Annotated in this window: 23 protein-coding genes; 12 read left to right on the top strand and 11 right to left on the bottom strand. The window is 43.0% G+C overall.

Annotation, left to right across the window (positions count from 1 at the left end; all coding sequences use genetic code 11):
• Positions 1-25: 25 nt before the first annotated feature.
• From ACPD8L_RS05800 to ACPD8L_RS05785, 4 genes are all read right to left on the bottom strand, one after another.
• Positions 26-541 carry a nuclear transport factor 2 family protein gene (locus ACPD8L_RS05800; RefSeq protein ID WP_423942464.1) on the bottom strand — a complete coding sequence of 172 codons (516 nt, stop codon included), beginning with the start codon at positions 539-541 and terminating at the stop codon, positions 26-28.
• 537 nt (positions 542-1,078) lie between these two features.
• Positions 1,079-1,918 (bottom strand): DUF4249 domain-containing protein, encoded by an 840-nt coding sequence (locus tag ACPD8L_RS05795; protein ID WP_423942462.1) that lies wholly within the window; start codon positions 1,916-1,918, stop codon positions 1,079-1,081.
• Positions 1,919-1,922: 4 nt separating this feature from the next.
• On the bottom strand, positions 1,923-4,322 hold the full coding sequence (locus tag ACPD8L_RS05790) for a TonB-dependent receptor (RefSeq protein ID WP_116218045.1): 2,400 nt from the start codon (positions 4,320-4,322) through the stop codon (positions 1,923-1,925).
• A 197-nt stretch (positions 4,323-4,519) separates the two neighbouring features.
• Positions 4,520-6,265, bottom strand: coding sequence for a hypothetical protein (locus tag ACPD8L_RS05785; protein ID WP_423942460.1), 1,746 nt, complete (start codon positions 6,263-6,265; stop codon positions 4,520-4,522).
• 278 nt (positions 6,266-6,543) lie between these two features.
• Here ACPD8L_RS05785 and ACPD8L_RS05780 point away from each other — a divergent pair, with 278 nt between their 5' ends.
• The 6 genes from ACPD8L_RS05780 (at position 6,544) to ACPD8L_RS05755 (ending at position 11,161) form a co-directional block, all read left to right on the top strand.
• Positions 6,544-7,680: a glycoside hydrolase family protein gene (locus ACPD8L_RS05780; protein WP_421809688.1), complete on the top strand. Its 1,137-nt coding sequence runs from the start codon at positions 6,544-6,546 to the stop codon at positions 7,678-7,680.
• 286 nt (positions 7,681-7,966) lie between these two features.
• Positions 7,967-9,310: a 2TM domain-containing protein gene (locus ACPD8L_RS05775; RefSeq protein WP_423942458.1), complete on the top strand. Its 1,344-nt coding sequence runs from the start codon at positions 7,967-7,969 to the stop codon at positions 9,308-9,310.
• 164 nt (positions 9,311-9,474) lie between these two features.
• Positions 9,475-9,750: a 2TM domain-containing protein gene (locus ACPD8L_RS05770; protein ID WP_116218042.1), complete on the top strand. Its 276-nt coding sequence runs from the start codon at positions 9,475-9,477 to the stop codon at positions 9,748-9,750.
• Between the two features lie 38 nt (positions 9,751-9,788).
• Complete coding sequence (locus ACPD8L_RS05765; RefSeq protein WP_116218699.1) at positions 9,789-10,094, top strand: 2TM domain-containing protein; 306 nt, start codon at positions 9,789-9,791, stop codon at positions 10,092-10,094.
• Positions 10,095-10,096: 2 nt separating this feature from the next.
• Positions 10,097-10,402 (top strand): 2TM domain-containing protein, encoded by a 306-nt coding sequence (locus ACPD8L_RS05760; RefSeq protein ID WP_116218700.1) that lies wholly within the window; start codon positions 10,097-10,099, stop codon positions 10,400-10,402.
• 3 nt (positions 10,403-10,405) lie between these two features.
• A complete protein-coding gene (locus ACPD8L_RS05755; RefSeq protein WP_116218041.1) occupies positions 10,406-11,161 on the top strand; it encodes a LytR/AlgR family response regulator transcription factor in 756 nt (251 codons plus the stop codon).
• A gap of 90 nt (positions 11,162-11,251) precedes the next feature.
• Here ACPD8L_RS05755 and ACPD8L_RS05750 read toward each other — a convergent pair whose 3' ends face one another.
• Positions 11,252-12,442, bottom strand: coding sequence for an LETM1-related biofilm-associated protein (locus tag ACPD8L_RS05750; RefSeq protein ID WP_423942456.1), 1,191 nt, complete (start codon positions 12,440-12,442; stop codon positions 11,252-11,254).
• Between the two features lie 167 nt (positions 12,443-12,609).
• On the opposite strand from ACPD8L_RS05750, the gene ACPD8L_RS05745 reads away from it, so the two are divergent.
• The 3 genes from ACPD8L_RS05745 (at position 12,610) to ACPD8L_RS05735 (ending at position 15,400) form a co-directional block, all read left to right on the top strand.
• Entirely contained in the window at positions 12,610-13,299 is a 690-nt protein-coding gene (locus ACPD8L_RS05745) for a DUF4331 family protein (RefSeq protein WP_116218039.1), read from the top strand.
• Positions 13,300-13,321: 22 nt separating this feature from the next.
• Positions 13,322-14,050 carry a hypothetical protein gene (locus tag ACPD8L_RS05740; RefSeq protein ID WP_421809684.1) on the top strand — a complete coding sequence of 243 codons (729 nt, stop codon included), beginning with the start codon at positions 13,322-13,324 and terminating at the stop codon, positions 14,048-14,050.
• Between the two features lie 66 nt (positions 14,051-14,116).
• Complete coding sequence (locus tag ACPD8L_RS05735) at positions 14,117-15,400, top strand: tetratricopeptide repeat protein (protein ID WP_423942455.1); 1,284 nt, start codon at positions 14,117-14,119, stop codon at positions 15,398-15,400.
• A gap of 87 nt (positions 15,401-15,487) precedes the next feature.
• On the opposite strand, the gene ACPD8L_RS05730 is transcribed toward ACPD8L_RS05735, so the two are convergent.
• A complete protein-coding gene (locus ACPD8L_RS05730; protein ID WP_152130914.1) occupies positions 15,488-16,030 on the bottom strand; it encodes a mechanosensitive ion channel family protein in 543 nt (180 codons plus the stop codon).
• 71 nt (positions 16,031-16,101) lie between these two features.
• Here ACPD8L_RS05730 and ACPD8L_RS05725 point away from each other — a divergent pair, with 71 nt between their 5' ends.
• Both ACPD8L_RS05725 and ACPD8L_RS05720 read left to right on the top strand, forming a co-directional pair.
• Complete coding sequence (locus ACPD8L_RS05725; RefSeq protein ID WP_421809682.1) at positions 16,102-17,082, top strand: CorA family divalent cation transporter; 981 nt, start codon at positions 16,102-16,104, stop codon at positions 17,080-17,082.
• A gap of 148 nt (positions 17,083-17,230) precedes the next feature.
• A complete protein-coding gene (locus ACPD8L_RS05720) occupies positions 17,231-17,881 on the top strand; it encodes an OmpW/AlkL family protein (protein ID WP_421809681.1) in 651 nt (216 codons plus the stop codon).
• A gap of 78 nt (positions 17,882-17,959) precedes the next feature.
• Here ACPD8L_RS05720 and ACPD8L_RS05715 read toward each other — a convergent pair whose 3' ends face one another.
• The 5 genes from ACPD8L_RS05715 to ACPD8L_RS05695 form a co-directional block, all read right to left on the bottom strand.
• Positions 17,960-18,952 (bottom strand): GNAT family N-acetyltransferase, encoded by a 993-nt coding sequence (locus tag ACPD8L_RS05715; protein ID WP_421809680.1) that lies wholly within the window; start codon positions 18,950-18,952, stop codon positions 17,960-17,962.
• A gap of 74 nt (positions 18,953-19,026) precedes the next feature.
• Entirely contained in the window at positions 19,027-19,821 is a 795-nt protein-coding gene (locus tag ACPD8L_RS05710; RefSeq protein WP_421809679.1) for an anti-sigma factor, read from the bottom strand.
• Positions 19,822-19,825: 4 nt separating this feature from the next.
• Positions 19,826-20,353 (bottom strand): RNA polymerase sigma factor, encoded by a 528-nt coding sequence (locus ACPD8L_RS05705; protein ID WP_116218032.1) that lies wholly within the window; start codon positions 20,351-20,353, stop codon positions 19,826-19,828.
• 72 nt (positions 20,354-20,425) lie between these two features.
• Positions 20,426-20,725, bottom strand: coding sequence for a GNAT family N-acetyltransferase (locus ACPD8L_RS05700; protein WP_423942453.1), 300 nt, complete (start codon positions 20,723-20,725; stop codon positions 20,426-20,428).
• A gap of 86 nt (positions 20,726-20,811) precedes the next feature.
• Positions 20,812-21,432: a YceI family protein gene (locus ACPD8L_RS05695; RefSeq protein WP_116218030.1), complete on the bottom strand. Its 621-nt coding sequence runs from the start codon at positions 21,430-21,432 to the stop codon at positions 20,812-20,814.
• 161 nt (positions 21,433-21,593) lie between these two features.
• Between ACPD8L_RS05695 and ACPD8L_RS05690 the strand changes: the two genes are divergently transcribed.
• On the top strand, positions 21,594-21,800 hold the full coding sequence (locus ACPD8L_RS05690) for a hypothetical protein (RefSeq protein ID WP_147300844.1): 207 nt from the start codon (positions 21,594-21,596) through the stop codon (positions 21,798-21,800).
• Positions 21,801-21,807: the final 7 nt, after the last annotated feature.

The raw sequence follows: 21,807 nt of genomic DNA, 5'->3' as shown, positions 1-21,807 counted from the left end.
TCTTTAGTTTTAGTTTAGTTTTTGATCATTCTGTTTGTTCTTCCTCCATTATTTTGGCCTCAGCCTCAATTTTTTGGAGTTCCAATACAATTTCGGTAGGGTCCCAATAGCCATATTCCTTGACAATTTTTCCATCTACAAATTGAAAGGTCAGGTGAACGGGAATACTTATTTGCTTTCCGTTAGCCGCAAGGGTGCATCCCCATTCCAACCAACTGTTTACCCAGGTTTCACCATCATCGGTCACTACCATTTCATATTCTTGATGGTCATTCCCAAAGCCGCGCGAGGTATAATTGACCTCCGATTGTCTGTGATAATCCATGGCCTCCGAGGGCGACATGGCATCGTCATTGGTGTTGTAATAGGTCTTGGAAGTATCAGCGTACATGCTGGTATCGTAGTTTTTACTGTCATAATTGGCAATCAATTTCTTGACAGTGTCAATTTCTGGGGAGTTCTGGGTGTACCGCACCGGACCCTGTTGGCAAGCGCCGAGCAATAGGGCCACAATCCCACATGATAAAAGAATTTTTTTCATTGTTTGTTGATTTAAGGTTAGTATAAAAAATACCCCGACCACAGGGGCCGGGGCATATGCTTTATTTAATTTGAAACAGGAAAAATGAGGCTTTGTACGTATCACGAATGGGTTTCCAGGGGCAAAGCATTCCATACGTAGCGAATTTGCACAATCTTCATGGGTCAAATGAGCCAGAATCGTCAGTGTTTTCAAAACATTGAGTTACAGGTTGTGGAAATCTGTGGTACAAAGTCAACTTGCTCAATTGCGAACGGCGTGGGTCAGCATGACATGCAAGTACAAAGATCTATTTAGATGTGGGACTTGCCGAGAAGAATGCAAGGGGGAAAGTTGTAAACAGTCGGTCTTATAAATATAATAAAAAACTGTCAATCAGTAGTTTAAATGATATGTTTTTTGATTGAAATCAGTCAAATCCAGGGTGTTTTCTTACGCAATTCGGTTGGTTTTTCGTGAAATATGGGTTGTGATGTTGTATTCCAGTGAAAAAAAAGGGACATGTCGGATATAAGGTGTCCAACATGCCCCCGGATTTTATTCAAAAGTATATTCGGTCTGTATGGTTTCGGTAACCCGAAAATAGCCATACGCCAAGTTGTTGGGGTTGTCCAGATTCACGCAATTGCCCACCAAGGGAACCGGGGTGGGGCTGAACGGTGTCCCCGCATTTTCATACTGGTCTACCAAAAGCCTTAGGTAATCATGGTACTGTTTAGAAATGCCCATTAAGGCCACATCCACGACATCGCCGGGTTTAAACTCATCAACGCTATCTTCGCCTTCCAACTTTTCATAATAGAAGGTGGCTTCATTGCCGTCAATGAATTCATCCTTGATGTAATAGAGCTCCGAAAGTAGGTCGTTCTGACTTTTGAAGCGAAGGAAGTAGTGGTCTCCAAGACCTTCGGGGTCCTCAAAGGTTACGTTTACCTCAAGGGCCTCATCGTCCTCTCCGCCGTCCTTGGATTGGGAAACCTCGATGGTGTCCACCAAAGGATATAGGGTTTCGGTGGCTGTGTAGGTCTCTCCATTATAGATGACCTCCAGTTGATAGGTATCCCCTACGATAGGCGCAAAGGATGAGGTGGTGTACTCTCCGTTGTTTTGACTGGCAAAGGTGAATTCATCGGCTGTATCGGTATTAATGACCTTGACCGAGGCGCCAAGTACGGGAGCAAATTTCTGTTCGGCAAAGAAAGGGGTGGAAGTACTCAGTACAATGGTCTGATTGTTTCCTTGAGTTCCTTTCTCCCAATCCAAAGAAGCTTCTATGACCAGCCTTTCAGGGCCTTCAGGAACATCCACCTCAATAACGTCGGTGCAGGATGTGGCCAAGAGCAATACGCCAATGCATACTATATAAAATGGTTTCATGTGTTTAAAATTTAAAGTTGTACGTTACAGAGGGAACAATGCCGAAAATGGCGGTACGGGTGGCTTCATTGGCGCCGGTTTCCATATTCTGTCCAAAGGATATCGATGCGGCATTCCTCCTGTTGAACACGTTGTAGATGCCAAAGACCCATTCGCCCTTCCATCGATTTTGGGGCTTTCTATTGGGACGGTAGGTGGCCGAAACGTCCAATCGGTGGTAAGCTGGCAAACGATCGGCATTACGATCCGAGTAACTGGCCACGGAAATCCCCTCATACTGGTATTGCCCATTGGGGTAGGTCACAGGTCTTCCCGTTTGAAAAATGGCATTGGCCCCAAAACTCCATTTTTCGTTCAGGGCATAGGCCCCGGTGAGCGATACGTCATGGGTGCGGTCATGTGGAGTGCTGTACCAATCCCCATTGTTGATTCCCGACCCACCGGCGTCCCCTCCGGGAGTCCGTTGCTGTGATTTGGACCAAGTGTAGGCCAACCAACCGGTAAAAGCACCTTCATTTTTTCGTAACAGGAGTTCAACACCGTAGGCTTTTGATTCGCCGTTCAGGATTTCACGTTCTATGGTATTGTTTCCAATCAAGTCGGAACCATCAATATAGTCGATTCGGTTATCCACGGTCTTGTAGAAAGTCTCCACCTCCATGGAATAGACATTGCCCTTAAAGTTTTTAAAATACCCCAAGGCAAATTGGTCCGATAACTGGGGCTTGATGTACTTTCCGCTCGGGGTCCAAACATCAATGGGGGTTACCGATGATGTATTGGACAATAGATGGATGTATTGGGCGGCACGGGAATACCCCAATTTTACAGAAGAGAGCTCGTTGAGTTGATAGGCGAGGGAGATCCTAGGCTCAAAATTACTGAAGGTTTCAATGCTCTCACTCTTTTTATAATTGACTTCGTCAATGGGATCTTGCCTTTCGTAAATCCGAAGGGTGTTGTTATAGACCAAAGGTCTATCGTTCAAGTATTCGTTCAAAGGCTGTCCGCCCATGCGGTTAAAATGACTGAACCGAATACCGTACCGAGCGGTTAATCTATCCGTAAGCTTATGCTCCGCATTGATGTAGGCCGCACTTTCCAGAGCCCGTTTTTTGTCCAGCTGCAACTCATTGATCGCAGAAGCTGGATCAGTGGGTTTTATACGACCGGGATCAAACACATACTTTATGGTGCTCACTCCAAAATCGAGCTTGAATGCATCATTGAAATAGTATTTAAGGTCGTATTTTACATTGTAGTTTTGGATGGAAGAGACCCAATCAAAATCAAAGAAATCAATACCCAGTTCGTAATCATAATTGCTATAGATCAATGATAGATTGGAGAAGAGCCTATCGTTGAAAATATGGTTCCAACGTAGGTTCCCCGATGCATTCCCGTAGCTGCTGCTAAAAGACCCCCCGATATTGAAAAGGTCACGACCAAAGTACCCTGAGAGGTACAGTTTATTGTTTTGGTTGAGATTGTAATTGGTCTTTAGGTTAAGATCGTAAAAATTGGCGCTGTTATCTTCCCCGGCCAATTTTAGGAACAGGTGGGCATACGATCCGCGTCCGGCAATCAAGAAGGATCCCCGGTCGTTGAACATGGGCCCTTCAAGGGCCAGTCGGCTGGAAATGGCCCCAATGCCCCCGGTCATGGCAAATTCTTTACTGTTTCCATCTTTCTGCCTTACATCCAATACCGATGAAACCCGACCTCCAAACCGGGCAGGGATGCCCCCTTTATACAGTTTAAGGTCTTTTACGGCATCGGCATTGAAGACCGAAAAGAAGCCCAATAAATGGGATGTATTGTATATAATGGCCTCATCCAATAACACCAGGTTTTGGTCCACAGCTCCCCCGCGAACATGAAATCCGCTGGAACCTTCCCCATTGTTGGTGACCCCTGGTAGAATCTGAAGGGACTTTATAATGTCCACTTCGCCCAAAACCACTGGCATTTGTTTTACAGTCTTGATGTTGAGTTTGGAGACACTCATTTCAGGTTTGCGGAGTAGTGCGCGTTCGGGCTCTTCAGCAGTGACCTCCACCTCATCAAGTTGGGTGGACGACTCCAATAATTCCACATCAAGGGTCATGTTTTGGTCGAGGACAACCTCACGGGTCATTTCATTGTACCCCATGTATGAAAACACCAGGGTGTAGGTTCCTTGAGGGGCACTGATGGAATAAAAACCATATTCGTTGCTGATGGCACCAATATCGGTGCCGCGTAAAAAAATGGAAGTGCCAAACAAGGTCTCCCCATTGGTGCCGTCCGATATTTTTCCGCTAATGGTGAAATTGCTTTGGGCATGAACGAGCGTTGTACCCAATAAGAGGCACAGACCCAAAAGCCAAAATGCCGGGCCATGCCTTTTCTTTTTTTGTTTCATTTGTGATTTTTTGAATTACAGGTTAAGATGAAATCGTTTTTTGATTCATTCGCCCTAAAAGACAGCCCAAAAAGTAAAGGGTTGCATGGGGTTATTTGTTAAATGCATTTTTTTGTAAAAAGGCAAGGGGGCAAGTACCATTGCATCAAAAAAAAAGAGCCCTGTACAGGGCTCTTTAATATATTTGGCAATGAGAATCAATTACATATGGGAGGTAGATAGCGTTGGGTGCCATGGATTGTGCCATGATAGCTTCCATCCACCATTTGGAACCCTTGTTCCAATCTAGCTCCATTGGGCATCTTGGATTGCACATAGCCTTCATGTATGGTATACATATATTTGCCTGTAATCTCATGGTAAACTTTAGTGGATTTAGTGTGTACGGCTTGTGATGGTTTTTCCTTCCAGCCAGATTTTGCTGCTTCACGTTTTACAGCGGCCAAAAGAGATTTTGAAAGGTCGTTTGTGGCTCCAGTTGTAGCGCCGTAATTACTGCTGCCACTATTGCAGAACGTTTTCCAGCCTTGTTCTGTAACCTTTATTTTTAACGGCCCCGATGTGGCCATCATAACTTCCAAGGGAAATGTTTTGCCATCAGTAACGTTGATATTGACGACCCATTTTTGTATTTCCATGGTATGTTCGCCAATGCTTGGGTTTTTTGAAAAAATGCCTTCAATCCCTTCTCTATAGGCATCTTGTGCAGGCCCATTTGGCAAAAAGAACGGCTCCCTGTAATGTTTCCATTCATTAACAACCTTAAGATCATCACCTCTGACAGCTCTGAAAAGATCTTGGCCCACTTCCTCTCCATCGAAAAGGATTCGGGTTCTTATGGCGGCTCCCATTTCTCCGGCTGGGGGAAATCCAGTTAATTTAAGAAGCTCCATAGGAGGCCTGTCTTCTTTGGTAATGATACGTACCCAAGCGGAATTACCAAAGGTGAAGGAATTGGTTAGCTCTATGTCCGTTGCTGTAGCTTGTCCTTCTTTTTTGCCGTTGGCATAGATTGGCCCTTCCGTTGAGACTAGAACTTTTCCCAAATTATTTTTGATGAAGGGTTCCAAGTTGGCTTTTTCCACTTTCTCCTTGGAGCGTTGCTCCATGATTTTTTCCAGGGCATCACGACTTTTGGCGTTACTGAAGAATACCATGGCCATGAGTGTTTTTTCTTGAAAAATGGCCAGTTGGTAGTATTCAATATTGCCAGATTCATCTTTTTGCGGAACAATGGCGCCTATTCCCAAACCTTCTATTTCAACACCCACATTTTCTGGGGTTTCTCCTGTGGATTTGTACTTTAGAGCGCCTTTTAGGTCGCCCAGATAGCCTTTTATTTCAATTTCTTGCTCATTTGAGTATCTTCCATGCACAACATTGCCAAACTCCAAACTCTCCCATACCCCGGTTGCAGCATAAGTGCCTTCAGGTAAAAATGAAGAGCCTCCTTTTTTTGTGTTGATCAGTTTTTCTGCTTCAGCAATTTCGCTTTCCAATTTAGAGGTATTGCAATTTGGATCTCTGTCATGGATTTTTTTCAGATAATTGTCTTCCACCCGTTTTAGCACGGTTTCCATCTCAAAGACTGAAAGGTTCTCGTCATCACTTTCTGGTTCCATGATTTTGGCCAAATCCTTGCGGGCCATTTTAAAATAATAATCGGTTCCCTTACAACCATCCTCGATTCCAATCCCAATTTCTGCCTGTTTTGGGTTTGTGGATGTGGGATTGGGTGATGACTTTGGAGTGGTTCGGTTTTCACCTGATTTTGGAAGCTTACCCGTTTTTTCAATATTGCTAACACTTTTTTTAAGCTTCCGTTCTTCGGTTTTTGCTTTGTTGGACACTTTCTTGCCCAATTTTCCCAGTTGTGCTTTTGCGTTTTGAACATTTCCCAGTCCTAAGGCAATGAACAGTATGATTCCTATCACTTTTTTCATTGGTAGTTTGTTTATAATTAATATGATAGGGAAATATTAGCTCTTTTTTTCTGTACTTGACCATGACTTTTGACGGATGAGGGAGTTGAGTTTATGAAACCCTGTTTTGAATTGACTTCCAGAAATAAAAATGATTCCAAAGTGTCCATGAAGTGGATAGAACGCTTCGGGATTTTTGCAATTTGATATTCATGCCGTAGGATATGTCGTTGGGCTAAGAATAATAGGTTCAACAAAGAAGTTTGATTAATTTCATGCCAACTAAACAAAAACAAGAAATGCAGAAATTTTTAATGCTGATGGCCTTGGCCATCTCAATCGTAGCATGTAAGGATAAAAAAGCGGAGGAAACGTCTACCGAAAAGACGAAAATTCCTGTTTATGCTTGGGACTATGGGCCTGGTGAAGCCACGGATGAAGAATTAACCGCAAAGTTTGCCGACCTCAAGGCAAAGGGCATCGATGGGCTTATGTACAATGGCGGACACGACCCGGAAACGTACAAAAGGGTAGGGAAGCTCGTTAAAGAGGCCGGTATGGAGTTCCATACATGGATTCCTACCATGGTACAGGGAAAAAACCCCAAGTTGAAAGAAGAGTGGTATGCCGTAAATGGGAAAGGTGAATCGGCTTTTGATAAGCCTGCCTATGTTTCGCACTATACCTTTTTATGTCCCAGCAAGGAAGGGGTGTACAACTTCTTGGCCGATCTATACGGAAGCGTGGCAGAGGTTGAGCATGTGGATGGCATTCATTTGGATTACATCCGTTTTCCCGACGTGATATTGGCCCGTGGCCTTTGGGACAAATACGGACTGGTCATGGATCGTGAGTTCCCACAGTTTGATTATTGCTACTGTGACGACTGTACTTCGGCTTTTAAAGACAAAACAGGTATCGATATTCTAGAGGCGGAAGACCCTTCACAGGTGATGGAATGGAAACAATTCCGATATGATTTGATCACCAATATGGTCAACCGTTTGACCGAAGTGGTACATTCTAAAAACAAGAAGATCAATGGGGCGGTTTTCCCTGGTCCATCCATCGCCAAGAAATTGGTAAGACAGGATTGGGGCAAATGGGACTTGGATGCCATATATCCCATGAACTACAACGACTTTTATTTGGAAGGTCCCCAATGGGTCGGGGAAATGGTTGCCGAAGAGGTCGCCACGGCAAAGGATGGAGCTCCTGTGTACAGTGGATTGTTCATCTGTCCAAAACCAGAAAAGAAAGGCGATGAAAAGGATCCTGAAAATCACGGTTTGTTGCCCGGGGAAATCGGGGAGGCCATTAAAGTGTCCATGGAGAATGGAGCTGCGGGTATCTGTCTTTTCACACCAGGAAGGATGACGGACGCCCATTGGAAAGCTTTTGAAGAGGCTATCTACAAGGACTATTCCGCAAAATAATTTTTTTGATTGCATTTAGAAGCCCGATGATTTTTATCATCGGGCTTTTTTTATTCATACGATCCATCAGGGAAAAACCACAGTTCGGTAATTCATTTTTTCTGTGTTTTCAAGAAACCTGCAATTTTGGGACATCAATCAAAAAACGGACGGTCTTTTTTCTCACTTTGCCTAATTTGGAAGGTGATTGGGCCAGCCTTCTGAATAAACCTATGGTTTTTGTTAATTTTAATCATCATAAGGTGGGATGGTCAAGCGTATTCATCCACCAACCCGATTAGCAATCATGGAAAAAACATTCCGATACATTGGCAAATTGTTGCTTACCGCAATAGGATTGGGGCTGTTGATAGCGCTAATCTTCATAAGCGTAGAGGCACTCTTGGGCCGGGAAGTGGTGTTTGGCAAGGATTTAATAGGTGAAGTGGGTCACTATGTGCTGTACTCCATCGTGCTCACCTTCATTAATAGTCTGTACTACGATTACATCAACCATCGGGTGCAATGGAAAAGGTTTGCAAATTATCGCATATTCATTAGTGGCATTGGAGGGGTTGTGCTTACCCTTTTGGGTATCTTTTGGATACGCATTGTAATTAACTTGGGTTTTGAGGGAGAAACATGGGAAACTTTTGTGAAAGGGGAAGACCCTATGTTCTACATCGTGGCACTTTTAATAACCGTGGTAGTGTCTGTGTTTTTCTATGCGGCATATTTTTACAAGAATTGGCAAGAAAAGCGGGTAAAGGAGCAAAAGATCATCGCCGGGACCGCTTCGGCAAGATTTGATGCCCTTAAGAATCAATTGGATCCCCATTTTCTCTTCAACAGCCTCAATGTACTCACCAGTCTCATTGAAGAAGACCCCGATCAAGCACAAAAGTTCACCACTTCGCTTTCCAAGGTATACAGATACGTATTGGAACAAAAGAATAAGGACTTGGTCACGGTGGATGAGGAGCTCAATTTTGCCCGAACCTATGTGCGGCTGTTAAAAATGCGATTTGAGGACAGTATTGTTTTTGAAATTCCGGAAAGTTGCACCCAACCCGAAGCCAGAATAGTTCCCCTTTCCTTGCAATTGCTTTTGGAAAATGCAGTAAAACACAACGTGGTGACCGCTTCCAGACCATTGCACATAAAAGTGTTCGAGGAAGGTGGAATGTTGGTGGTAAGCAACAATCTCCAAGAAAAACAGGTAGTGAAAAAGAGCAGTGGGGTGGGCCTGCAGAACATTAAGCAACGCTATAACATTTTAACGGACCGCGAGGTGGTCATCCAAAAAACGGATGTAGAGTTTAGGGTGTCATTGCCCATACTCACCCAAAAACTGACCGTTGTGGAAACCCAAAAAGATTATATAGCGCAAAAACGATACGCCAAAGCCAAAGAACAGGTGAAGGCCATAAAGGACTTTTACAGCAACTTGATTACGTATTGTATGGTGATTCCATTTTTGTGGTGGATCAATTTAAGGACCACAGACTTTCTTTGGGCCTTTTTTCCCACCTTGGGTTGGGGATTTGGTGTGGTCATGCATGGGATGGAAGCTTTTGGTTACAACCCACTGTGGGGCAAACGTTGGGAAGAACAAAAAATCCAGGAACTTATGGATAAGGATGAGTTTTAATCCTTTTTAGCTCAGATGTCAGAAGTCGGATGTCAGATTATAGCAAAACCTCCCAACAACTCATCCACGATAATTGACGGTTCACGAATCTATTTTTCCCTCACTTTCGGTAAATGATGAATTTTGGAGCATACATAATCACTAAATCATAAAAACGAACCGTTATGGAAGATTCGAACAAAAAATACGATAGGGCCAAAGAGAAAGTGGAAAAGCTAAAGTCTTTTTATGCCAGTTTATTGGCCTATTGCATCGTAATCCCGATTTTGGCCTACCTCAATTATAGAACAACCAGTTACCCTTGGATTATTTTTCCGGCGGTGGGATGGGGCATAGGTCTTCTGGGAATGTGGTTCTGTGCACAAGGCTACAACCCTCTTTTGGGAAGGGGATGGGAAGAACGCAAGATCAAAGAGTTCATGGAGCGAAAAGAATTTTAACAATGTTTATATTTAGCAGTAGCCAAAAAGTCTATAGTATGGAAAATTTGGACAGGGAAAGCAAGTACATGAGGGCCAAGGAACGGGTTGGCGAGCTTAAAAAGTTTTATGCCCATGTATGGTCCTACATCATGGTCATGACGGTATTGGCCTTGATCAACTATCTTACCAACGGGTTCAGCTATATGTGGTTTTTATGGGCCGCTTTTGGGTGGGGCGTAGGAGTCATGTTCCATGCCATTGGAACCTTCAACCTGAATCCCTTTTTTGGGAAAGGATGGGAAGAAAAGAAGATAAGGGAGTTTATGAAAGAAGAAGAGGATGAAACCACAAAATGGAGATGATCATGGAAAATTTTGAGCAAGAAAAATTTACTAGGGCCAAGAAACGCGTAGAGGAAATCAAGTCGTTTTATATTCACCTGATGGTGTACTTGGTCATTAATGCCTTTATATTGATAAGCATTTATATCAATGCCGACACTTTTTGGACATGGCCCCATTTTGTGACCCTTTTTGGTTGGGGGATAGGGTTGGCCTTTCATGCGGCCAAGGTTTTTGGTTTTAACCCATTGTTTGGAAAAAATTGGGAGGAACGCCAAATCCAAAAGTTCATCGAAAAGGACAAAAGGGAAATGGACAAATACCTGTAAGAAATGAATGTGATCATCATTGAAGATGAAAAACCAGCGGCCAGAAGATTGGGTCGCTTATTGTCCGATTTGGAAGTAGAGGTCTCCACCATGTTGCATTCCGTTGAAGAATCCATTGACTGGTTTCAAAACCATCCGCACCCCGATCTTATTTTTTTGGACATCCAATTATCCGATGGATTATCCTTTGAAATTTTTGATGTGGTCGAAGTGAAAAGCGCCATCATTTTTACCACGGCTTTTGATGAATATGCACTACAGGCTTTCAAGTTGAACAGCATAGATTATTTGTTGAAACCCATCGATGATGAAGAGCTGGAAAGAGCGGTGAAAAAGTACCGTGATTTTAAACCGAACCAACATAAAATTTCGGTCGATTTTGACGACATAAAAAAGCTGTTGGCAGACCCTTTGGAACGCGAATACAAAAAGCGGTTTACGGTCAAGGTAGGGCAGCATCTCAAAATCATAAATGCGGAAGATGTGGAATGTTTTTACAGTGAGAACAAAGGAACGTATGCCGCGACTTCAGAGGGTAGAAATTATTTGTTGGACACAACTTTGGAACAGTTGGAGGAGGAGTTGTCCCCAAAGATTTTCTTCCGGGTAAGCCGTAAATTTTATGTGAACATCAACCATATAAAAGACATCATTTCATATACAAATTCCAGGCTTCAACTCAAGTTAAACCACTTCAATGGGCAAGAAATCATTGTAAGTAGGGAGCGTGTAAGGGACTTTAAGTTATGGTTGGAATAAATGATTAAAAACAACTGACTATCAAATAATTGATTTAATTTAAAAGTCACTATAAGTTTTCTTTATAGTGGCTTTTTTAAGCTAAAATGGTCAATTTTCCTCTATGCGGTTATCGTCAAAAGCGGAGGGAAGCAACTTTGGGATAAGCTTGATAAAAATAGGCAAAAGAACCGCTCCTCCAGGCAACATAAAAATGGCCAAGGATGGGATACTTTTAAAAATGTCGATGAGTTGGTTCTGCACTTTTTTCTTCTCATCTTCCGTTAAATCCTTCACGGTTGATTTGGACAAAAGCGACATTAATTCCCTACTTTCCTGGAGTTCTTTTTTGAGTCTTTTGCTATTTCTCAAAATAAGTTTACTCACATTTTTGGACATGCCATCATAGAATTGAAGGGCCAAATTCTTGTCGTTCAAATAGGCAATTTTTTCCTTGTTTTCCTCAAAGAATTTTTGCACATATTCGAGGGTGGTTTCCACCTCTTTTTTTGACTTTCCAAGATGGGTTCCAAGACCAAAAATATAATCGGATTCGGTGTAGTCAATCGACTTATCTTCCCATATGGTCAGACAGGCCATATCCAAAAAATAATCCTTTTCAAAAGAGGAAAAATTTTGATCTAAAAGTTCTAGATAGGTACCATCAAATTTTGCTTCATCGAGGTTCACATAGGTGAGGGAAGCATCCAAAAGTTGAATGAGTTTGTCATCATTCTTTTTGGCCTCTTTGGAGTTTAGGGTATGGTAGGCAATGTTGATGGTCACGTACTCCAAAAGTTGGGCATGTTCCTTGAAAGACTCCCGGGACTGTAAATAGTTTTTAAAGATGAGCACATCCACATAAAGCAGCGAATTGGTCAAGCTACTGCCCAAAGCCCGGTTAAATGCATTGCCGCCCAAATAAATCCGGGAATCAATCAATTTCTCCAATTGGGCCTCGGTATGTTTTCCACTCAATATTTTGCTCAGAAAGGAGATGTGGGCCACCTCCAAGGACTGATAGTATTCAAAAACAGTATTGACAAAATGATCAAAACGGGCCTTTCCTTTTTCAAATTGAAAGGTAAAATAGAGTGCAGTGAGCAGATTGATCTTGGCTATTTCGTCTTCACTAAGGGTATGCTCCGCTTCAATAAAGGGCGGAATGTCCAGATGTACCCCATAGACAAAACCGCTTCTTTTGAGTTCATGGTACAGGCTATCAAAGTCTTGAAAAAAAGTGGCCTCTTTGGTAACAAGGTGGCCAAACTTCTTGATCCATCCAGAAGCAGAAGGGTTCATTGGGTGATTATTTACAGACCAAAGTAAAACAATTATGGGACTTTATCATGAACAATAGGCCTAGCTCACATTAAAAATCCATTAAGTTTTTTTTAACATTTAAGGACCAAACCGCTCCAGAACAAGTTGCGTAGGTAGGGGTGTAGGAAACTTTAAAAACAAATGACATGAAAAAAACAACAAAGTATGTAATAGGCTTAGGTGCTTTGGTCGCATCGGCAATTGTTCTGGTGTCCGCAGACCATATTGATGCACCTTCGACCGCTGGTACCACTTCGGATATTGCCGATTTTTACGCCTTTGAACCCAGTGAAGGTTCGGATAATACGGTTTTCGTAGTGGACGTCCAATCCAATGTGTTGCCCGAATTGGCGTATGGCACCTTTGATGAGGATGTACTTACCGAAATCAATATAGATTTGGATGGGGATTTGGTAGAAGACCAAGTGATCCAAGCCATTGCCAGGGATGGTAGAATGTATTTCTTTGGACCGGCAACGCCATCACAAACAGGATTGAACAGTCAAGTATTAACGGACTCTCCCCTTGGTGATGTGGAAATTTCCGGAGCAACGCCCATTGTGGAAACCGCCAATGGGGTTTCATTATTTGCAGGACCGAGACAGGACCCCTTCTTTTTTGATTTCTTCCAATTCAATGCGGTCATTTCCCCTGAGATGGAATCGGCCCCTGGTGGATTTCTTCCGCCAGAAGAGGCAGCGGACACCTTTGATGGTGCCAATACCCTTTCCATAATTGTGGAAATCCCCAACGCCATGCTGGGAGCCCCTACGGCCACCAATGCCTTGGGACTCACGGTATATAAAACTTGGGTGACCACAAATAGAAAACAATAAGCAACTTAAAGCATTAAAAAACATGATACGAAGACAAGCAATATATTTCGCAGCGCTGATATTGACCTTAGGATTGGTCATTGGATGCAGTAATGATGATGAGGCCCCATATCAGATGGGAATGGATGACGATATGATGATGAATGATGACGATGATATGATGGGAGCCGATTTTTCAGGGACCTATGCCCAAGTGGACCACATAGGGCGCCCCGGTATCAATACCACCTTAAGTTTTGATATGGAAGGGGAACCCAGTGTAAAAGATGCACACAATACCACAATTCCTTCGGAAATGTCCACGGCTTTTCAGGCCGGTTTTCAAGCAAGGTTGGAACAATACCATGATGTGTATGCCATAAAGTTGGGACTGGACCCTGCTGATGTAGATTATGAGAACAATATTTTGGGGTTGGATGCCGCTACCCTGACCACCGTTTTGGCGGCAGATGTTCTGGAAGTGGCCCCGGATTTGCCCACAACCTACTTTAATCCGGGAACCGATTTTGATAATGATGGCCGCATTCTCGTGCCGGATGGAGATGAGGTGGCCTTGACAGGCAGACATCCTAATGATGATATCATAGATGTGTCCCTTATTCTTTTCTTTGGAGGGATGGAAGGAGATCGTTTCAGTGGTCAGGATTTGGATGATGATGGAATGGCGGACCTGCCTAGGTTGACTTCTGACGGGGTTGCCCTTACAGCAGATATTTCAACAAGTTTCCCTTACTTGGGAAATCCCGAGTAATCGCTATGAAAGGGAATGGGGGAGAGGATTCGTCCTCTCCCTTTTTATAAAAACAACAACAAGATTATGGAAGCAACAAAAATTAAACTCTTCCTTTTGATCACGGTACTATTGTTCTCGTGCAAGAAAGAAGAAAAGGTATTTAAGACCAATAAGAAGGACTATGACCACTATTTGGCCTCCACACCTGTGAAAACCACTTCAAAATATTTTCAGCTTTGGGACTCCAAAATAAAACAGGATAGTTTGCAAATGATGGGACTGGCCAATGTGGCCAGTGAATACAACCGGTTCTTTCAGGGGACCGGGGATATCAAATACCTAAAGATGGCAGAACGCTCATTGGAAAAGGCATTGGAGGCTGCCGCGTTGGGAAAAGCAGGGTATATGAGGGCTTTGGCGAGAAATTATATCTCACAGCATAGATTCAAGGAAGCTTTGGAACTGGCCCAAGCAGCGCGAAAGCAAGGAAGCGGGGTCAATGCCACGCAGGCTCTCTTGTTCGATGTGCAAATGGAACTGGGGAATTACGAAAAGGCGCATATGTATTTGGACAGCATCCGGAACATGTCAGATTTTGGATACCTGATCCGGTTGGCCAAATGGAATGATCATAAGGGCGATTTGGACACCGCCATTAGGTTTATGGAAAAGGCTTATGATAGGGCGAGAATGTCCAACAACAGGGGCCTTTTACTATGGTCCACCACCAATTTGGCCGATTTTTATGGACACGCAGGCCGTATAGAGGATTCGTACAGGTTGTATTTAAAAACATTGGAAATGGACCCCCAAAACGCCTATGCCAAAAAAGGGATCGCCTGGATCGTATATTCCCATGAACGAAATGGAGAGGAGGCCTTGCGCATCATGGATAGTATCATTCAAAAGCATCAGTCGCCGGAATATGATTTGCTCAAAGCTGAGATTGCAGAATTTATGGATAATGAGTCCTTAAAATTACAAGCCTTGGACAACTTCCATAAAAAGGTGGGGAATATGGATTATGGAGAGATGTACAATGCCCACAATGTGGATTTTCTTATTGCCATGGACGTTACGGAAAGGGCCCTTACATTGGCAAAACGGGAAGTAGGGAATAGACCTACCCCGGAAACCTATGGACTTTTGGCCTATAGCTATCTGAAAAAGGGAGAAAAGAAAAAGGCTCTGCAATTGGTAAAGACCCATATTGAAGGGAAAACCTATGAACCGTCCACGCTCAGTCAAGCAGCTGAAGTCTATAAGGCCAATGGTGAATATAAAAAGGTCCAGGAACTGAAGCAGGAACTAACGGGGGCCATTTATGAATTGGGCCCGGTAAAGGAACATCAAATATTGAGCTTATAGGCAGGGAATTGAAGGTAAAGTAGTGGTTTTTGGGTTGCTATTTGGTTGTTGTTTGGATGCGTCATGAATCTTTTATGGCGCATCCTATCAATTTTCAATGAATTCTTCCTCATCGGTATCTTCCTCCTCGTTCTTAAGGATTTCAATACCTTTTTGTATGACCAAATTGGTAGGGATGGTTATCCTTCGGCCATCATCTGTACGCATAAAAAGGTAAAAACCGCTGATATCCTCTACCTTTCCGGTCCAATCAAAATCCTTGTCCAATACCCTGATCCTGTCCCCCAAACGCAAGGGATGGCTAAAAAATAGGATCACACTGGCCGTTAAATTGGAAAGGATGGACCATTGCGCCACAAAACCTACACCCAATATGGCCAAGGTTGAGGAAAGGAAAAGGGAGAAATCCTTCAAATTCATCCCCCATATCAGCGAAATTCCAACAAGGGCAAATCCATAAAAGAAAAGATTGCTGAGATAGAAGATGATTTTTCTATTGTTCATATCAATGGCACTGGTCCTGCCAAATCTCCGTATGGCCCTTTTGGTCAAAGAGTTCAAAACAAATACAACAACCAGTAAAATTCCCGTGACTAAAATTTCGGTTTTAAAAGACATTACGCCCACCATGATCCAATCTTGCTAAATTTGGGTTAACTTATTGCTCTAAACTACGAATAACCCGTTTTACTTTTACTATAATGGTTACAGATTTCGAAAATAATACCTGGGTCATCAACTATTCCCTTGAGGATTACTACAATCGGAAATTTTCCATGGATGAAGATGCGCAACTGTCCAAAAATGACAAGAGCATTACTTGGGTGAACACGTATGGTCTGGGCTACACGGAAGAGTTTAGGAAGATGGTACTCCATAATGAATTGGACGATTTCCTTCTCAGGTTGCTGCTCAACCAGAACTTTGGCAATAAGGTGATAGAGCTGGAAGAACAGCTTTTTATTGCTGCCCGAATCATAAAGACCGAAGATCAAAACTTGGAGTCGGAACAGATGTTTTTTGTCGTGGCCAAGGATTTTGTATGGTGCATACAGGAAAAATGGGGGGATCATTTTGATTGGATACGGGCAAGAATATTCGATAATAAGGGAATCATACGAAAAAAGAAGGCCGATTACCTTCTGTTTTTTATCCTGGAAACCTTGATTTCCAACTACAAGGAAAAGTATGAGGAAATGGTTTTGATGGAAAACATGCTGGATCGTGCCACCAAAATGGAACCCACACCGGAGTTTATGTTCGAAGTGGAACAAAAAAAGGCCATGATCCAACACTTTCGGAAAGCATCACATGGTCTAAGGGATATTGTGACCCGACTGGAAAGGGTAGAGGTAAAAGGGTTCCATACCAAATATTTTAGTGAACTCAGAGAACAGATCAACGGCTTGGCCAATGATGTTGATTCTGATACCCAAGAGTTGGAAAGTCAAATCAACTTATTTTTCAGTATTCAGGGCCATCGCCTCAATGAGGTGATGAAGACGTTGACCATCTTCTCGGTAATATTCATTCCCCTGACTTTTTTGGCGGGCATCTATGGGATGAATTTTGAGAACATTCCAGAGCTTAAATGGCCGTACGGCTATTTTATTCTTTTGGGTCTCATGCTGGTCGTTACCCTCATTTCCATACTCATCTTTAAACGAAAAAAGTGGTTTTAAGGTGCCATTTCGGTTTTTGGATAGCCATAATTTTTATTCAGTTGTATGTCATTCAAGGGATGGCATGAACGTTTATTATCCAATGATAAACGTCATATTTCCTGCATATATCGCATTGTAGCTTTGTCTCATCTTAAAATTCAAAAAAATGAGAAGAACAGTACTTTTTGCAGCGATGGCGTTAATGGGATTCATCAACATGGGGATAGCTCAGGATGCTTCGTCGGGTGACGGCGGCAGTCCTTGGCAGTTCCGACTTCGGGGAATTGTGGTGACGCCGGATGAAAGTGCGGATATAGAAGCCATTGGAGGGGATGCATCCATTTCCACTGCGTTTGTACCAGAGTTGGACATCTCTTACTTTTTCGATGAGAATTGGTCTTTGGAATTGATTTTGGCCACCACGAAACATGATGTGGAAGCCGTTGGGACCCTAGCTGGGGATATTGATTTGGGACATGTGTGGTTACTTCCTCCAACCTTGACCGGCCAGTACCATTTTACCGGAGGTGATTTTGTACCCTATTTGGGAGCTGGATTGAACCTTACCCTCTTTTATGGAGTAGATGAGGGCCCTGTGGCCGATGATGTGGATTACGATACCGCCGTGGGGTATGCATTGCAAGGAGGATTCGACTTTATGCTCAATGATAAATGGTTTTTGAATGTGGATGTGAAAAAACTGTTTCTGAATACAGATGCCACCGTTAATGCCACTACCGCATTGGGAGCTACTGTGGTGGCCGATGTGGATATCAACCCATGGATATTTGGATTCGGGGTAGGTGTAAAACTATAGGGTGATTTTTAACACTGACCAATGCTCTGAAAGGCGTTCTGGAATTTCCAGAACGCCTTTCAGTATTATAAACCAGACTTACGCTAAAGGCAAGCGAAATCCATACACTTGGAGTTTCCCTTGTTTAAAATCCAAATCGGGAGAAGCAACAAACCCCAACTTTTCATACATTCTCCAGGCCACTTTCATGAACGAAGTGCTGTGTATGATGACATTGAGATGTCCTCGATTTTTGGCCCTTTCAATACAGGCTTCGCTTAAGGCTTTCCCTATTCCCATTCCTCTGGTTGCCGGGTCAACGGCCAATAAGCGGAATCCAGACGCATTTTTTTCTTGTTTCGCAATACCCTCGGCACCATAATGTTCCATATGTTCAAAATAAAGGACTGCCCCCAAAACCTTCTCGTTGGGGGAAACAGCAGCCAGAAGTTCCACACCGGGTTTTTGGGTAAAATCACCTATGTTGGCCAAGGTTTCATAGTATTTGGGCTGTTCGTTTGCTTTGGGGAACCCTTCTAGACCCGAATAAACATCCACCATCAATTTTCCTATGGCATCAAATTCAGAGGGTTTTGCTGTGCGGATGTAAAAGCCTTTGTGACCAAAACGTTCTTGATAACGTTCCTGGAATCCTTTGGAATCGAATTCCTGTTCCAGTTGGCGCAATCCCTCCAAAAAATCAGGGTTTACAAATTCCTGTAACACTTTTTGGATGCGATGCCACTCCGCCTCAAGGGAGCTTAATGCCCGCTCTCCCTTTCGGGAAAGATAGATAAAGGTTTTCCGTCCATCTTGGGAGTCCTTTTGGCTTTCCAGATACCCTTGGCCCTTCATTTTTTTGACAATCTTAATGATGGCAGGATGGGAAAACCCCAAGGTACTGGCCATTTCGGTAACCGTGAGTTTTCCGTTTTCTTTCAGCATTAAAAAGACAACGTGCCAATTGGGTTCAATGGGCAATCCCAATCGGGAATAGTGGTCCAAGGTGCTGGATACAATTTTCTCGTTCAACCGTTTTATACGGGCGGTAAAACCTAAATGTGCTATTTCTTGGAGAAAGTCATTGGCCATTATAAAAATGTAACTGGTTACGTAAATATATAAAAAATAAGTAACTGGTTACGTAAAAAGTATCGGAAATGAATTTAAGGGCCTACAGCACCCAAGGTGTAAAGTTGTTCCAAAGTAGGGGTTTCGCTACCGCCTTCAGGCTCCAAGGTAATGCCAAAAGCTTCGGATTCATTGGGATTGGACAGCGCGAACAATTTACTCTCATCCGTGGCAAAATCTTCAAGAAGGCCAATGCTGGTGGGGGTAAGCGGGGTCAGTTTCAAGGACCAAACTTGATAGGCATAGCCCGGTGGGGGTTCAGGAAGTCCTTGGGCATCAATGATAACCTTGCTCTCTTCCCGGTTCCAATAGGCCTTGGCATATGAATCTGGAGATACAGCCTGTCCGCCCAACGCCACTACGGTAATATTTTTAGCCCGAAGTTGTTGTAAAAGCGCTTCCTTATCAATAACCTTTTCCTGGGTGGTGGATAGAATTTGTTCCAGATTCTCCTTTTCCTGATTGGTGATCTCTATCTCGGTTTTAAGCTGATTGTTCTGTAGATATACACCAATAAGGCCAACTGCAAGTAATATGGAAGCTGCCCAGCCCATATAATTGCCCCAGGGAGTTTTCCTTTCCGAAGCTTCAGGTTTGAATTGGATGACATCGTCCAATTGGGCACGGACTGTTTTAAAGCTGTCTTTGGATAGTTTGGGCGAGGTTGTCCGGGTAAGCTCTAGAATGGACTTCTCGATAGCTTCAATCTCTGACTTCACCTCAGGGTATTGTAGGGCGTAGTGTTGTACCTCCAAGTTCTCCTCGGGGCTCAATGCTCCTGCTACGTAGAGTTCCAAAATTCCTGATGCTATGTACGCTTTCACATCCATGTTACTATGCCATATTTTTCCGAATTTCGGAAATACAACTTCTGATCCGTGTTTTTATGGTTCCTATTGGTGTCTTTAGTTCTTTTGCGGCCTCTTTTTGTGTAAACCCCTTAAAGTAGAGCAGGTCAATCAAAAGAATGCATTTATCCTTAAGTCCCTTTAATAGGGATTGTAGTCCTATAGTATCTATTTTGCCATTAAGATCTTCACTGTTTTCATAAATACCTACGAGAGAATCCACAGGGAGGTTTTTCTTTTGGTTTTTATGGCTCTTCGAACGCAGTTCATCGATGGCGGCATTGCGGGCAATGTTTAATATCCAGGTAAAGAAACGACCTTTGGAAGTGTCATATTGGTCCGATTTGCTCCAGATTTTCACAAAAACATCCTGACAAAGCTCTTGGGAGCGTTCAGGGTCTTTGAGGATCACATTGATCACCCCACAAATGTTTTCCGCGTACATGTCATACAAAGCCTCAAAAGCTACCGTATCTTTTTTCTGGAATCTTTGTATGAGGTTGTCTAAGTCCATAGCGGGTCAGCTAAAGATATAAAAAAAGCCTTTCCCATTATGGATTCGCGGTGGAATGTCAATATTAATGGTCTATCCGATATTTATCCCCTTTAGGACCAGTGATTTCCATTCTGGATGCCTGCTGAGGTACAGGGCAACAAACGGACAAAGGGGAATTAGGGTGAGGTCATGGGCTTTGATATGTTCCAAGGTTTTCCGGATCAATTGGGAACCAATACCCTTTCCTTCATAGGATTCCGGAACTTCGGTATGGGTAAGATAGATTTTTTCCTTGGCGCGGATGTATTCTATTTTGGCAATGGCGTCGCCCAAATCAAACTCAAATTGTTTGGCTTCCGCATTGTCCACAAGCTGATATTCTTGTTTCATGATTAGAAGGATATATGGATTTTTCTCCGCCTAACCCAAAAGAGGCCACCTAGGCAGCCTCTTTACTATAGTATGGCTGGGAGGAATTACATTTTACTTAAGAATACAGAGGCATTGATAGCCACATCTTCCCAGGTTTTGCTTACTCCATCAGGTCCGGTATGCAATGCTTCACAAGCTTTGTTCAAAGATGCCAAGGCTTCCAAGGCATTCCAGTTTTTAAGGTCCATAACACCATTGAAATTGACTTGGCCACTATCAAGGATCTCATAGTCCATGGGGAGATTTGTGGAAACGCCATTCATGGTAAGGTTTACCGAACATTTCTTGTCGTTGTCAAAAGAAAAAGTTCCCTTGATGGATTGGGTCTCTGCCATTACATCAAAAAAGAAGTGTATTATTTTTGGGTCCCTGGTATTGGTGGTGTCATTGGTGAAAAGGCTGCTCACCGGAATGGAAAATTCCAACCCGTCCAACGTTTCCATGGGAGTTTCCCCGGCTGAATAAGTAAGGTCTATTTTGGTGAATGTACCTCCTACAGGCTTTTTTTCAGTTGTTTTATAGGCTGTGAATCGGACATTTGTGGAATCTTCGACAATGCTGTAAGCCTGCTTGGATTCTGTTTTGTTTTCTTCTTTTTTAGCCTGTTTGCAGCTAAAGACGGCCAGTAAGGCCAATCCAATTACCACTGCGGGTATTTTTTTCATTAGTAAGAATTTTTAGGTTCAGTCTAAGGTAATCATTATTTAGGGAGGTGTCAACAATTTTCCCATCAATCACTTTATGGTTTTCCAAAGGAAAGCATACGATTTTATGGGTGGGACCGTTATAGATGTACTATTGGATTTCAACATCAAACAAACTCATTTTGGTCAGTACAGCCACGGACTATATCAACTTCTTGATCTACTGCAAAAAGAAAAGGTCTTTTTGTAAAGGATACCACCGTTTGAAGGAAAACAAACTAAAGGGCTATATCAATCAAAGGGAGTATGTAAAATCATTGCGCAATATCTACAATGCCGTAATTGAACTGGAGTTGGATTATTTTGATATCCGGCACATGAGGCTATAATCTCCTC

Source organism: Flagellimonas algicida, from assembly GCF_049629585.1.
Lineage (GTDB): Bacteria > Bacteroidota > Bacteroidia > Flavobacteriales > Flavobacteriaceae > Flagellimonas.
Note: the sequence above shows the minus strand (reverse complement) of the source record. Positions and strands in the feature narration are given on the sequence as shown.